This window comes from Pseudomonas sp. MG-9 (assembly GCF_018729515.1).
Taxonomy (GTDB): Bacteria; Pseudomonadota; Gammaproteobacteria; order Pseudomonadales; family Pseudomonadaceae; genus Aquipseudomonas; species Aquipseudomonas serboccidentalis.
In genome coordinates this window covers 70,377-83,317 of sequence record NZ_JAHHZH010000008.1, presented here as the reverse complement: position 1 = coordinate 83,317, position 12,941 = coordinate 70,377, and the positions used below count along the sequence as shown (strand labels likewise).

Genomic DNA, 12,941 nt, shown 5'->3' with positions numbered 1-12,941 from the left:
GACAGTTGCTCCAGAAGGGTTGCGCGGCATGCTAGGACCCCCACCGGGGCCTGTCAAGACGCGATGGACGGCCTCTTGCGTGACTCTCGATGCTTGCGTACAATCGCGCACCCTGAACTTCCTGGGCAGCACCTGCCTTACGCAATTGCACTTGGGCCGTTCCAGCCCCATGCAGCCATGCCAGCCAATACCTCTTCTTATAAAGAGCTGGGTGAGCAGGATTATCGGAGAAATACCATGTACGCAGTAATCGTTACCGGCGGTAAGCAATACAAGGTCGCTGAAGGTGAATACCTGAAGATCGAAAAACTGGAAGTCGCTACTGGCGAATCCGTGACTTTTGACCGCGTTCTGCTGGTCGCCAATGGCGACGACGTGAACATCGGCGCACCTGTTGTTGCTGGCGCAACCGTCAAGGCTGAAGTGATCTCCCAAGGTCGTCACGATAAAGTCCGCATCATCAAGTTCCGTCGCCGTAAGCACCACATGAAGCGTATGGGCCACCGCCAGTGGTTCACCGAGATCAAAATCACCGGTATTCAGGCTTAATTACAGCCTAATTCCTCACTAGGAGAATTGAACTCATGGCACACAAAAAAGCTGGTGGTAGTACCCGTAACGGTCGCGACTCAGAAGCCAAACGCCTTGGCGTGAAGATGTATGGCGGCCAGGTCATCAAGGCCGGCAACATCATCGTGCGTCAGCGCGGCACCCAATTCCACGCTGGCTACGGCGTTGGCATGGGTAAAGATCACACCCTCTTCGCGAAAATCGAAGGCGTGATCAAGTTTGAAGTAAAAGGCGCCTTCGGTCGTCGTTACGTGAGCGTTGTCGCGGCTTAATCGCGAGATCGCTGGAAGAGCCCTGTCTTGCGACGGGGCTTTTTCGTTTGTGGGGTGAGTCTCTTGCAAAACTGTTTGTATGGGCTGTCGGCGTGCGATGCAGGTCGTGTCTTGGGGTCGCTGCGCTCATTTTTGCAAGAGTCTTATGTCTTGATTGTTTTTCGGCTCGTCCGTATGGCGAGAGGCGTTGAGTTATGAAGTTTGTAGACGAAGTATCGATCCGCGTAAAAGCAGGCGACGGCGGCAATGGCTGCATGAGTTTCCGTCGGGAAAAGTTCATTGAAAACGGCGGCCCGAACGGCGGTGATGGCGGTGACGGCGGTTCCATCTACATGATGGCCGACGAAAACCTCAACACCCTGGTCGACTACCGTTACACCCGGCACTTCGATGCCGAGCGTGGCTCCAACGGCGGCAGTACCGATTGCACCGGCAAGAAGGGTGAAGACCTGATCCTGCGCGTGCCGGTCGGTACCACCGTGATCGACTCGGCTACCCAGGAAGTGATTGGCGACCTGACCAAGGCCGGCCAGAAACTGATGGTGGTGCAGGGTGGCTGGCACGGTCTGGGTAACACTCGTTTCAAATCCAGTACCAACCGTGCGCCGCGCCAGACCACTCCGGGTAAACCGGGTGAGCAGCGTGACTTGAAGCTGGAAATGAAAGTACTGGCTGACGTCGGTCTGCTGGGCTTGCCGAACGCCGGCAAAAGTACCTTTATCCGTTCGGTTTCGGCTGCCAAGCCGAAAGTCGCCGACTACCCGTTCACCACGCTGGTGCCGAACCTGGGTGTGGTCAGCGTCGACCGCTGGAAAAGCTTCGTCATCGCTGATATTCCGGGTTTGATCGAAGGTGCTTCCGACGGTGCCGGCCTGGGTATTCGTTTCCTCAAGCACTTGGCGCGTACCCGCCTGTTGCTGCACCTCGTCGACATGGCGCCGCTGGATGACAGCAGTGCGCCGGACGCGGCTGAAGTGATCGTCAACGAACTGGTCAAGTTCAGCCCGTCGCTGGCCGAGCGTGATCGCTGGCTGGTGCTGAACAAGTGCGACCAGATCCTCGAAGAGGAGCACGAAGAGCGCGTCAAGGAAATCGTTGAGCGTCTGCAGTGGGAAGGTCCGGTCTACGTGATCTCGGCCATCGCCAAAGAAGGCACTGAACGTCTGACCCGCGACATCATGCGTTATCTGGAAGATCGTGCTGATCGCCTGGCTAACGACCCTGCGTACAAGGAAGAGCTGGCCGATCTCGATCAGCGCATCGAAGATGAAGCTCGTGCACAGTTGCAGGCGCTGGATGACAAGCGTGCCCTGCGTCGCAGCGGCGTGAAGTCGGTCCATGACATCGGCGACGATGACTGGGACGAAGAAGATGTGGATGATGAAGACGGTCCGGAAATCATTTACGTGCGTGACTGATTCGTTGTGTAGGAGCTGCCGCAGGCTGCGATCTTTTGCTGTGCTGAGGATCGCGGTCGGGTGCGGTGTTATGATCCTTCGCACGCCGGCTACAAAGGCGCCGCTCAATCGAGCGGCGTTTTAGTATCTGGACGGTAGTCACGAATAACGTCACGGGCAGCGCTGGGTCGCGCTGCCCTCAAGCTAAGGTTGAAGATGATGCGGAGCAAAGTGGCAGGTGCGCAGCGTTGGGTCGTGAAAATCGGCAGCGCTTTGCTGACGGCGGACGGCAAGGGGCTGGATCGCAAGGCGATGGGTGTCTGGGTCGAGCAGATGGTGGCCCTGCATGAAGCAGGTGTCGAGCTGGTGCTGGTGTCTTCCGGCGCAGTGGCTGCCGGTATGAGCCGCCTGGGCTGGACTGCACGACCCAGTGCAATGCACGAGCTCCAGGCCGCTGCTGCAATCGGTCAGATGGGGCTGGTGCAGGCCTGGGAATCGAGCTTTGCCGAGCATGGCCTGCACACCGCGCAGATTCTTTTGACTCACGACGACCTGTCCGACCGCAAGCGCTACTTGAACGCTCGCAGCACCCTGCGTGCACTGGTCGAGCTGAAGGTCATTCCGGTGATCAACGAAAACGACACTGTGGTGACTGACGAAATCCGTTTCGGCGACAACGACACGCTGGCGGCGCTGGTGGCCAACCTGGTCGAGGCTGACCTGTTGGTAATCCTGACCGACCGCGACGGCATGTTTGACGCCGATCCGCGCAATAATCCGGATGCGCAGCTGATCTACGAAGCGCGCGCCGATGATCCGGCCCTGGATACAGTGGCGGGCGGCACCGGTGGTGCGCTCGGTCGCGGTGGCATGCAGACCAAGCTGCGTGCGGCGCGTCTGGCGGCGCGGTCCGGGGCGCATACCATCATCGTCGGTGGTCGCCTGGAGCGAGTGCTCGATCGCCTGAAGGCTGGCGAGCGCATCGGCACGCTGCTGTCGCCTGAGCGCGGCATGCTGGCGGCGCGCAAGCAGTGGCTGGCCGGGCATCTGCAAACCCGTGGCACACTGGTGCTGGATGAGGGGGCGGTGTCGGCGTTGTCGCAGGGCAACAAGAGCCTGCTGCCGGTCGGCGTGAAGATGGTGCAAGGCAGTTTCCGCCGTGGCGAAATGGTGGTCTGCGTGGCGCCGGATGGTCGTGAGATCGCCCGTGGCCTGGCCAACTACAGTGCTCTGGAGGCGCAAAAAATCATTGGTCAGTCGTCGGATGCAATTGTCGGCGTGCTGGGCTACATGGCTGAGCCGGAGCTGGTTCACCGTGACAACCTGATTCTGGTTTAAGGAAAAAACGCGATGCGCATGGCAAAAGGATTGTTGGGGCTGCTGATGGCGTTGCCATTGCTGGCCTCGGCCGAGGAAATCGGTCAGGTGTCGACGGTGTTCAAGTTCGTCGGTCCGAATGACCGGATCGTGGTCGAGGCTTTCGATGATCCGAAAGTCGACGGCGTGACGTGCTACCTGTCGCGTGCCAAGACTGGCGGGGTGAAGGGCGGTCTGGGTCTGGCGGAGGATCGCGCCGAGGCATCCATTGCCTGTCGTCAGGTCGGCCCGATCAAGTTCAAGGGCGAGCTGAAGGATGGCGACGAGGTGTTCAAGGAGCGCACTTCGCTGGTGTTCAAGACCATGCAGGTCGTGCGTTTCCTCGACAAGAAGCGCAATACGCTGGTGTATCTGGTCTACAGCGATCGCGTGATCGAGGGGAGCCCGCAGAATGCGGTGACGGCGATTCCGATCCTGCCGTGGGTGCCGGTCCAGCAATAACAGCGCAAAACCAATTGTAGGAGTGAGCCTGCTCGCGATATTGGTGTACCCGTCAGCAAATGCACATCTGACTAACCACTATCGCGAGCAGGTTCACTCCTACATTTTTTTGCTTTGCGTTTATCAAATCGCAGGCAATAAAAAACCGACCCTGAGGTCGGTTTTTTAATGACTACGTCGCTTAGGCAGCTTCTTTCAGTGCCTTGACGTGGCCATTCAGACGGCTCTTATGACGAGCAGCCTTGTTCTTGTGGATGATGCCTTTATCGGCCATACGGTCGATAACTGGCACAGCCAGAACGTATGCAGCTTGAGCTTTTTCAGCGTCTTTTGCGTCGATGGCTTTAACTACATTCTTGATGTAGGTACGAACCATGGAACGCAGGCTGGCGTTGTGGCTGCGACGCTTCTCAGCCTGTTTTGCACGTTTTTTGGCGGAAGGTGAGTTGGCCACCGTCGAGCTCCTCGAAAGACTTTTTAGGAAATAGCAAACAAAATAGGCCGCGAATCATGCCGATGAAGAGAAGTCTTGTCAAGGGCACTTGAATCGTTCCGCTAAGTGGTAGGTATAAAGAGGCGGGATATTTATTTCCGGCGCTTGACCTGTAAACTCGCGAGCTTTGGCTCTGTGCTGTTGCGGCGCGGAGTATCGCACAAGTGGGCGCATTGTTCGCCTGCTGTTTATCGAAAGGCCCTGATTTCCTCAATGAATCTGCTCAAATCGTTGGCCGCCGTCAGCTCTATCACGATGCTTTCCCGTATTTTGGGCTTTGTTCGTGACACGCTCATCGCTCGCACATTCGGCGCCGGGATGGCGACTGATGCCTTCTTTATCGCCTTCAAACTGCCCAACCTGTTGCGGCGAATTTTCGCCGAGGGCGCGTTCTCCCAGGCATTTGTGCCGATTCTGGCGGAATACAAAAGTCAGAAGGGCGAAGAGGCGACCCGTACTTTTATTGCCTATGTTTCCGGTCTGCTGACCTTGGTGCTGGCACTGGTCACTGCGCTGGGCATGATCGCCGCGCCTTGGGTGATCTGGGCCACGGCACCGGGATTTGCCGACACACCGGAAAAATTCCAGCTCACCTCCGATCTGCTGCGGGTGACGTTCCCTTATATATTGCTGATCTCCCTGTCGTCGCTGGCCGGGGCGATTCTCAATACCTGGAACCGCTTCTCGGTGCCAGCGTTCGTGCCGACCCTGCTTAACGTCAGCATGATCGTGTTCTCGCTGTTCCTGACGCCATATTTCGATCCGCCGGTCATGGCCCTTGGCTGGGCGGTACTGGTGGGTGGGCTGGCGCAGTTGCTCTATCAACTGCCGCACCTGAAAAAGATCGGCATGTTGGTGCTGCCACGCCTGAACCTGCGCGATAGCGGCGTATGGCGGGTGATGAAACAGATGCTGCCGGCGATCATCGGCGTCTCGGTCAGCCAGATTTCGTTGATCATCAACACCATCTTCGCTTCGTTTCTGGTGGCCGGTTCGGTGTCGTGGATGTATTACGCCGACCGCTTGATGGAGTTGCCGTCTGGCGTACTCGGCGTGGCGCTGGGCACGATCCTGCTGCCGACTCTGGCCAAAACCTACGCCAGCAAGGATCGCCACGAGTATTCGCGGATTCTCGACTGGGGCCTGCGCCTGTGCTTCGTGCTGGTGCTGCCGTGTGCGCTGGCACTGGGGATTCTTGCCGAGCCGCTGACGGTTTCATTGTTTCAGTACGGTCAGTTCAGCGCGTTTGATGCGTCCATGACCCAGCGTGCGCTGATTGCCTATTCTGTCGGCCTGCTGGGGATTATCGTGATCAAGGTGCTGGCGCCGGGCTTTTATGCGCAACAGAACATTCGTACCCCGGTAAAAATCGCAATTTTCACCCTGATCGTCACTCAACTGTTCAACCTGGTATTGATCGGTCCGCTGGCTCACGCCGGTCTGGCGCTGGCGATCAGTGCCGGTGCCTGCCTCAATGCCGGGCTGCTGTTCTATCAGCTGCGCAAGCAAAAGATGTATCAGCCGCAACCGGGCTGGTACACGTTCGGCTTCAAGCTGGTGGTGGCGGTGTCAGTGATGTCGGCGGTGTTACTGCTCGGCATGCATTTCATGCCGGCCTGGGATCAGGGGCACATGCTGGAACGTTTCCTGCGTCTCGGTGCGCTGGTGGTTGCTGGTGTGGTGGCGTACTTCGGCATGTTGCTGCTGCTGGGCTTTCGCCTGCGAGACTTCAATCGCAAGGCCTTGAGCTGAGGTTTCAGCCTTTATGGGCGGGCACGGGCCGGCAGTTTTGTCGGCTCGATCACTTTGCGTTACGGTGTTGCCTGTCGTCGACCGTCGGGTGTGGTTATAATCGACCACTTTATGAGCAAGAAGCGCGTTATGCAGCTGGTTCGAGGCCTCCACAACTTGCGCCCCCAGCATCGGGGCTGCGTCGCCACTATTGGCAACTTTGACGGTGTTCACCGTGGTCACCAGGCTATCCTGGCCCGACTGCGTGAGCGTGCGCTCGAGTTGGGCGTACCCAGCTGCGTGGTGATTTTCGAGCCGCAGCCGCGGGAATTCTTTGCTCCCGAGACCGCGCCGGCACGTCTGGCCCGGTTGCGCGACAAGCTGCAACTGCTGGCCGCCGAAGGTGTCGACCGGGTTCTGTGCCTGGCGTTCAACCAGCGCCTGAGCAAGCTCAGCGCCAGTGAGTTCGTCGATACCATCCTGGTGGATGGCCTCGGCGTGCAGCATCTGGAAGTCGGTGACGATTTCCGCTTTGGCTGCGACCGCCTCGGCGATTTCGATTTTCTGCTGCAGGCCGGACAAGTCCATGGTTTTACCGTGGAAGCCGCGCAAACCGTCGAGCTGGACGGCATTCGCGTCAGCAGCACCCAGGTGCGCAACGCGTTGGCCGCCGCCGATTTTGCTTTGGCCGAACGCCTGCTCGGCCGCCCGTACCGGATCGCCGGTCGCGTGCTGCACGGTCAGAAGCTGGCCCGGCAACTGGGGACGCCCACTGCCAACATTCAACTCAAGCGTCGTCGCGTGCCGTTCACCGGGGTTTATCTGGTGGATGTGGACATCGACGGCAAGACCTGGCCCGGCGTCGCCAACATCGGCGTACGGCCCACGGTGCAAGGTGATGGCAAAGCCCACCTTGAAGTTCACCTATTGGATTTTGCCGGCGATCTGTATGACCGGCGTCTGACGGTGGTTTTCCACCAAAAGCTGCGTGAAGAGCAGCGTTTCGCCTCTCTGGAGGCACTGAAAACGGCGATCAACGCGGATGTCGCCGCCGCCCGTGCACTAGCCGCACCTAGCGCCCATCGCTAATGAAGAGCCTTAAATGACCGACTATAAAGCCACGCTAAACCTTCCGGACACCGCCTTCCCAATGAAGGCCGGCCTGCCACAGCGCGAACCGCAGATCCTGCAGCGCTGGGACAGTATTGGCCTGTACGGAAAGTTGCGCGAGATTGGCAAGGATCGTCCGAAGTTCGTCCTGCACGACGGCCCTCCGTACGCCAACGGCACGATCCACATCGGTCACGCACTGAACAAGATTCTCAAGGACATGATCATCCGCTCGAAGACCCTGTCGGGCTTCGACGCGCCGTATGTTCCGGGCTGGGACTGCCACGGCCTGCCGATCGAGCACAAGGTTGAAGTGACCCACGGCAAGAACCTGGGCGCGGACAAGACCCGCGAGCTGTGCCGTGCCTACGCTACCGAGCAGATCGAAGGGCAGAAGACCGAGTTCATCCGACTCGGCGTGCTGGGCGACTTCGCCAACCCGTACAAGACCATGGACTTCAAGAACGAGGCCGGTGAAATCCGTGCCCTCGCCGAAATCGTCAAGGGCGGTTTCGTGTTCAAGGGCCTCAAGCCTGTGAACTGGTGCTTCGACTGCGGTTCGGCCCTGGCCGAAGCGGAAGTCGAGTACGAGAACAAGAAGTCCTCGACCATCGACGTTGCCTTCCCGATCGCTGACGAGGCCAAACTGGCCGCCGCGTTCGGTCTGCCGTCGCTGGGCAAGCCTGCCTCGATCGTGATCTGGACCACCACCCCGTGGACCATCCCGGCCAACCAGGCGCTGAACGTTCACCCGGAATTCAACTACGCACTGGTTGATATCGGCGACAAGCTGCTGGTCCTGGCTGAAGAGCTGGTCGAGTCCTGCCTGTCCCGTTACGGCGTTGAAGGCACCGTGCTGGCCACCGCGCCAGGTTCAGCGCTGGAGCTGATCAACTTCCGTCACCCGTTCTACGACCGTCTGTCGCCGGTGTACCTGGCCGACTACGTGGAACTGGGCGCCGGCACCGGTGTGGTTCACTCCGCCCCGGCTTACGGTGTGGACGACTTCGTGACCTGCAAGAAGTACGGCATGGTCAACGACGACATCCTCAACCCGGTGCAAAGCAACGGCGTGTACGCGCCGTCGCTGGAATTCTTTGGCGGCCAGTTCATCTGGAAAGCCAACCCGGCCATCGTCGACAAGCTGACCGAAGTCGGTGCGCTGATGCACACCACCGTCATCGAACACAGCTACATGCACTGCTGGCGCCACAAGACCCCGCTGATCTACCGCGCGACCGCGCAGTGGTTCATCGGCATGGACAAAGAGCCGGTCAGCGGCGACACCCTGCGCGTGCGCTCGCTCAAAGCCATCGAAGACACCAAGTTCGTTCCGGCCTGGGGCCAGGCGCGCCTGCATTCGATGATCGCCAACCGTCCGGACTGGTGCATCTCCCGTCAGCGCAACTGGGGCGTGCCGATCCCGTTCTTCCTCAACAAGGAAAGCGGCGAGCTGCACCCACGCACCGTCGAGCTGATGGAAGAAGTTGCCAAGCGCGTTGAAGTCGAAGGCATCGAAGCCTGGTTCAAGCTCGACGCCGCCGAACTGCTGGGCGACGAAGCGCCGCTGTACGACAAGATCAGCGACACCCTCGACGTCTGGTTCGACTCGGGCACCACCCACTGGCACGTGCTGCGCGGTTCGCACCCGATGGGTCACGAGACTGGCCCGCGCGCCGACCTGTACCTGGAAGGTTCCGACCAACACCGCGGCTGGTTCCACTCGTCGCTGTTGACCGGTTGCGCCATCGACAACCACGCGCCGTACCGCGAGCTGCTGACCCACGGTTTCACCGTCGACGAGTCCGGCCGCAAGATGTCCAAGTCGCTGGGCAACGTGATCGCGCCGCAAAAAGTCAACGACACCCTGGGCGCCGACATCATGCGTCTGTGGGTCGCTTCGACCGACTACTCCGGCGAAATGGCCGTGTCCGAGCAGATTCTGCAACGCAGCGCGGACGCCTATCGTCGCATCCGTAATACCGCGCGTTTCCTGCTTTCCAACCTGACCGGTTTCAACCCGGCCACCGACCTGCTGCCGGCTGAAGACATGCTCGCGCTGGATCGCTGGGCCGTGGACCGTACCCTGCTGCTGCAACGCGAGTTGCAAGAGCACTACGGCGAATACCGTTTCTGGAACGTCTACTCCAAGATCCACAACTTCTGCGTGCAGGAGCTGGGTGGTTTCTACCTCGACATCATCAAGGATCGCCAGTACACCACCGGCGCCGACAGCAAGGCGCGCCGCTCGTGCCAGACCGCGCTGTTCCACATCTGCGAAGCGCTGGTGCGCTGGATCGCACCGATCCTGGCGTTCACCGCCGACGAGCTGTGGCAGTACCTGCCGGGCGAGCGCAACGAGTCGGTGATGCTCAACACCTGGTATGAAGGTCTGACCGAGCTGCCGGAAGGCTTCGAGTTGGGTCGCGCCTATTGGGATCGCATCATGGAAGTGAAAGTTGCGGTCAACAAAGAGATGGAAATCCAGCGCGCGGCCAAAGCCGTCGGTGGCAACTTGCAAGCCGAAGTGACGCTGTTCGCCGAAGACGCCCTGAGCGCCGATCTGGCCAAGCTGAGCAACGAGTTGCGCTTTGTACTGATCACTTCGACCGCCAGCGTGGCGCCTTTCGTTCAGGCACCTGCAGACGCGGTCGTCACCGAAGTCAGCGGCCTGAAACTGAAGATCGTCAAATCGGCCTTCCCGAAATGCGCCCGTTGCTGGCACTGCCGTGAAGACGTCGGCGTGAACCCGGAGCATCCGGAAATCTGCGGTCGTTGCGTCGACAACATCAGCGGCGCCGGCGAGGTTCGTCACTATGCCTAATGCCGTTGGCCGTTTCGGACGGTTGAGCTGGCTCTGGTTGAGTTTGCTGGTTCTGGTCATCGACCAGGCCAGCAAGTTCTACTTCGAAAACAGGCTCGAAATGTTCCAGCAGATCGTGATCATTCCTGATTACTTCAGCTGGACCCTGGCCTACAACACCGGCGCGGCGTTCAGCTTCCTGGCCGACAGCTCCGGCTGGCAGCGCTGGCTGTTCGCCCTGATCGCGATCGTGGTCAGTGCGGTGCTGGTGGTCTGGCTCAAACGTCTGGGTCGCAACGATACCTGGCTGGCCATCGCTCTGGCGCTGGTGCTGGGTGGCGCGCTGGGCAATCTGTATGACCGCATTGCCTTGGGCCATGTGATCGACTTCATTCTGGTGCACTGGCAGAACCGCTGGTATTTCCCGGCGTTCAACTTTGCCGACAGCGCCATCACCGTTGGCGCGGTGATGCTGGCACTGGACATGTTCAAAACCAAGAAAACCGGAGAAGCCGTTCATGACTGAACAAGTATTGGCTGAGCAACGCATCGGTCAGAACACGGAAGTCACGTTGCACTTCGCACTGCGCCTGGAGAACGGCGACACGGTCGACAGCACGTTCGACAAAGCTCCGGCGACCTTCAAGGTCGGCGACGGCAACCTGCTGCCGGGTTTCGAAGCGGCACTGTTCGGCTTCAAGGCTGGCGACAAGCGCACGCTGACCGTCGAGCCGGAAAACGCCTTCGGCCAGCCGAACCCGCAAAACGTGCAGATCATCCCGCGCTCGCAGTTTGCCGACATGGAGCTGTCACCGGGTTTGCTGGTGATCTTCAACGATGCGGCCAATACTGAGCTGCCGGGTGTGGTGAAAGAATTCGACGACGCGCAAGTGACCGTCGACTTCAACCACCCGCTGGCCGGCAAGACGCTGACCTTTGACGTCGAGATCATCAACGTCAAAGCGCTGTAAAAGTACACGGGAGCCTTTGTGGCGAGGGGGCTTGCCCCCGTTGGGGCGCGCAGTGCCCCTGAAATGATCCACCTCGATCTTGAATGAGATAGTGGTGATCGATTTACGATTGCTGCGCAATCGAACGGGGGCAAGCCCCCTCGTCACAACGGGTCTGCTCCCACAGTAGTTATTCACTGTTTTTTCGCGCGCAAGACACGAGGCACAGCATGCAAATCAAACTCGCCAACCCCCGTGGCTTCTGCGCCGGCGTGGACCGGGCGATCGAAATCGTCAACCGCGCCCTGGAAGTCTTCGGGCCGCCGATCTACGTGCGCCATGAAGTGGTGCACAACAAGTTCGTCGTCGAAGACCTGCGCAGCCGTGGCGCGATCTTCGTCGAAGAACTGGATCAGGTGCCGGACGACGTCATCGTCATTTTCAGTGCCCATGGCGTCTCTCAAGCGGTGCGTACCGAAGCCGCCGGCCGTGGCCTGAAAGTGTTCGATGCCACTTGCCCGCTGGTGACCAAGGTGCACATCGAAGTCGCGAAATACAGCCGCGACGGCCGTGAGTGCATCCTGATCGGCCACGCCGGTCACCCGGAAGTCGAAGGCACCATGGGCCAGTACGACGGCAGCAATGGTGGTGCGATCTACCTCGTCGAAGACGAGAAGGATGTCGCCGAGCTGCAGGTGAAGAACCCGGACAAGCTGGCCTTCGTGACCCAGACCACCCTGTCGATGGACGACACCAGTCGCGTGATCGATGCCCTGCGCACGCGTTTCCCGGCCATCGGCGGCCCGCGCAAGGACGACATCTGCTACGCCACGCAAAACCGTCAGGACGCGGTCAAGCAACTGGCCGACGAATGCGACGTGGTGTTGGTGGTGGGCAGCCCGAACAGCTCCAACTCCAATCGTCTGCGTGAACTGGCCGAACGCATGGCCACGCCGGCTTACCTGATCGACGGCGCCGAAGACCTGCAAAAGAGCTGGTTCGACGGGGTTGAGCGTATCGGCATCACCGCCGGCGCTTCTGCGCCGGAAGTGCTGGTGCGCGGCGTGATCCAGCAATTGCAGGCGTGGGGCGCGACCGGTGCCGATGAGCTGGCCGGACGCGAGGAGAACATTACGTTCTCGATGCCGAAAGAGCTGCGCGTCCGCTCGATTTAACGCTTTTCGCTTTCTCGCATAGCGCCTGCCCGGTCTTTTCTCGGGTCAGGCGCACTCGACCGGTCGCCGCCAGCACCACTTGGAGCTGGCTGACCGGCTCGTGTGCCGAACACAGATGTAGTGTCCCAGCCTGAAATGCCCGCCCGGGCATCAGCGGTTGCCCCAGACTGCTGAACCGCACGTAACGACTGACCGCCCAATTGCCGACAATCGGTACCCGCGCAGCACTCGTCTGCTCCTGTAGCAGTGGATTGTCGCTGTCCTGCGACCCCTTGCCGCTGATATCCAGAATGATCCGCCAGCCCTGACTCCAGTCGCCGTTGATGCCGTGAATCACCACGCTCTCATTGCGCGTGATGGCCTGCGTGCGAGCGTTGCGAATCCCGTCGAGTAAAGACTGGGCTGCCTGCTCGCGCTGAGTCGATTCGGTGAAGGCGGCAAACGCCGGACTGACCAGCGCCAGAACAATCGCGCCAATCGCCAGTCCCATAAGCAATTCAATCAGACTGAAACCCTGCTGCGGCATGAGCACTTCCTCCCTGAAGCATGAGGCCAGGCGCGATCCTTGCGCCGGGCAGGGCAAATCAACCGACGCGGGCCGGTTGAATGTTCTAGTTTGTAG

Annotated in this window: 13 protein-coding genes; 11 read left to right on the top strand and 2 right to left on the bottom strand. The window is 59.8% G+C overall.

From position 1 onward, the window contains the following. Nucleotides 1–237: 237 nt before the first annotated feature. The 5 genes from rplU (at nt 238) to KKQ10_RS20755 (ending at nt 4,057) form a co-directional block, all read left to right on the top strand. A complete protein-coding gene (gene rplU / locus KKQ10_RS20775) occupies nt 238–549 on the top strand; it encodes a 50S ribosomal protein L21 (protein WP_003228361.1) in 312 nt (103 codons plus the stop codon). Nucleotides 550–584: 35 nt separating this feature from the next. After that, nucleotides 585–842 carry a 50S ribosomal protein L27 gene (gene rpmA, locus KKQ10_RS20770; protein WP_003228360.1) on the top strand — a complete coding sequence of 86 codons (258 nt, stop codon included), beginning with the start codon at nt 585–587 and terminating at the stop codon, nt 840–842. 194 nt (nt 843–1,036) lie between these two features. Continuing rightward, complete coding sequence (gene cgtA / locus KKQ10_RS20765; protein WP_064589260.1) at nt 1,037–2,260, top strand: Obg family GTPase CgtA; 1,224 nt, start codon at nt 1,037–1,039, stop codon at nt 2,258–2,260. Between the two features lie 198 nt (nt 2,261–2,458). Further along, on the top strand, nt 2,459–3,577 hold the full coding sequence (gene proB, locus KKQ10_RS20760) for a glutamate 5-kinase (RefSeq protein WP_215502157.1): 1,119 nt from the start codon (nt 2,459–2,461) through the stop codon (nt 3,575–3,577). Between the two features lie 12 nt (nt 3,578–3,589). Then, the gene (locus tag KKQ10_RS20755; RefSeq protein WP_025108784.1) at nt 3,590–4,057 is read left to right on the top strand and encodes a CreA family protein; all 468 of its coding nucleotides are present in this window, start codon (nt 3,590–3,592) and stop codon (nt 4,055–4,057) included. Nucleotides 4,058–4,238: 181 nt separating this feature from the next. Here KKQ10_RS20755 and rpsT read toward each other — a convergent pair whose 3' ends face one another. After that, a complete protein-coding gene (gene rpsT / locus KKQ10_RS20750) occupies nt 4,239–4,511 on the bottom strand; it encodes a 30S ribosomal protein S20 (RefSeq protein WP_003228351.1) in 273 nt (90 codons plus the stop codon). Nucleotides 4,512–4,763: 252 nt separating this feature from the next. Between rpsT and murJ the strand changes: the two genes are divergently transcribed. The 6 genes from murJ (at nt 4,764) to ispH (ending at nt 12,319) form a co-directional block, all read left to right on the top strand. Next, the gene (gene murJ, locus KKQ10_RS20745; protein WP_215502156.1) at nt 4,764–6,302 is read left to right on the top strand and encodes a murein biosynthesis integral membrane protein MurJ; all 1,539 of its coding nucleotides are present in this window, start codon (nt 4,764–4,766) and stop codon (nt 6,300–6,302) included. Nucleotides 6,303–6,431: 129 nt separating this feature from the next. Then, complete coding sequence (gene ribF / locus KKQ10_RS20740) at nt 6,432–7,370, top strand: bifunctional riboflavin kinase/FAD synthetase (protein WP_003228347.1); 939 nt, start codon at nt 6,432–6,434, stop codon at nt 7,368–7,370. Nucleotides 7,371–7,383: 13 nt separating this feature from the next. After that, nucleotides 7,384–10,215, top strand: coding sequence for an isoleucine--tRNA ligase (gene ileS / locus KKQ10_RS20735; protein ID WP_215502155.1), 2,832 nt, complete (start codon nt 7,384–7,386; stop codon nt 10,213–10,215). Next, nucleotides 10,208–10,720 (top strand): signal peptidase II, encoded by a 513-nt coding sequence (gene lspA, locus KKQ10_RS20730; RefSeq protein WP_127651939.1) that lies wholly within the window; start codon nt 10,208–10,210, stop codon nt 10,718–10,720. Before ileS ends, lspA begins: the two co-directional genes overlap by 8 nt. A 7-nt stretch (nt 10,721–10,727) precedes the next feature. Then, a complete protein-coding gene (fkpB, locus tag KKQ10_RS20725; RefSeq protein WP_215502265.1) occupies nt 10,728–11,165 on the top strand; it encodes an FKBP-type peptidyl-prolyl cis-trans isomerase in 438 nt (145 codons plus the stop codon). A gap of 209 nt (nt 11,166–11,374) precedes the next feature. Further along, nucleotides 11,375–12,319: a 4-hydroxy-3-methylbut-2-enyl diphosphate reductase gene (gene ispH / locus KKQ10_RS20720; protein WP_215502154.1), complete on the top strand. Its 945-nt coding sequence runs from the start codon at nt 11,375–11,377 to the stop codon at nt 12,317–12,319. Here ispH and KKQ10_RS20715 read toward each other — a convergent pair. Next, entirely contained in the window at nt 12,276–12,845 is a 570-nt protein-coding gene (locus KKQ10_RS20715) for a GspH/FimT family pseudopilin (RefSeq protein WP_215502153.1), read from the bottom strand. The genes ispH and KKQ10_RS20715 overlap by 44 nt on opposite strands. Between the last annotated feature and the right edge of the window lie 96 nt (nt 12,846–12,941).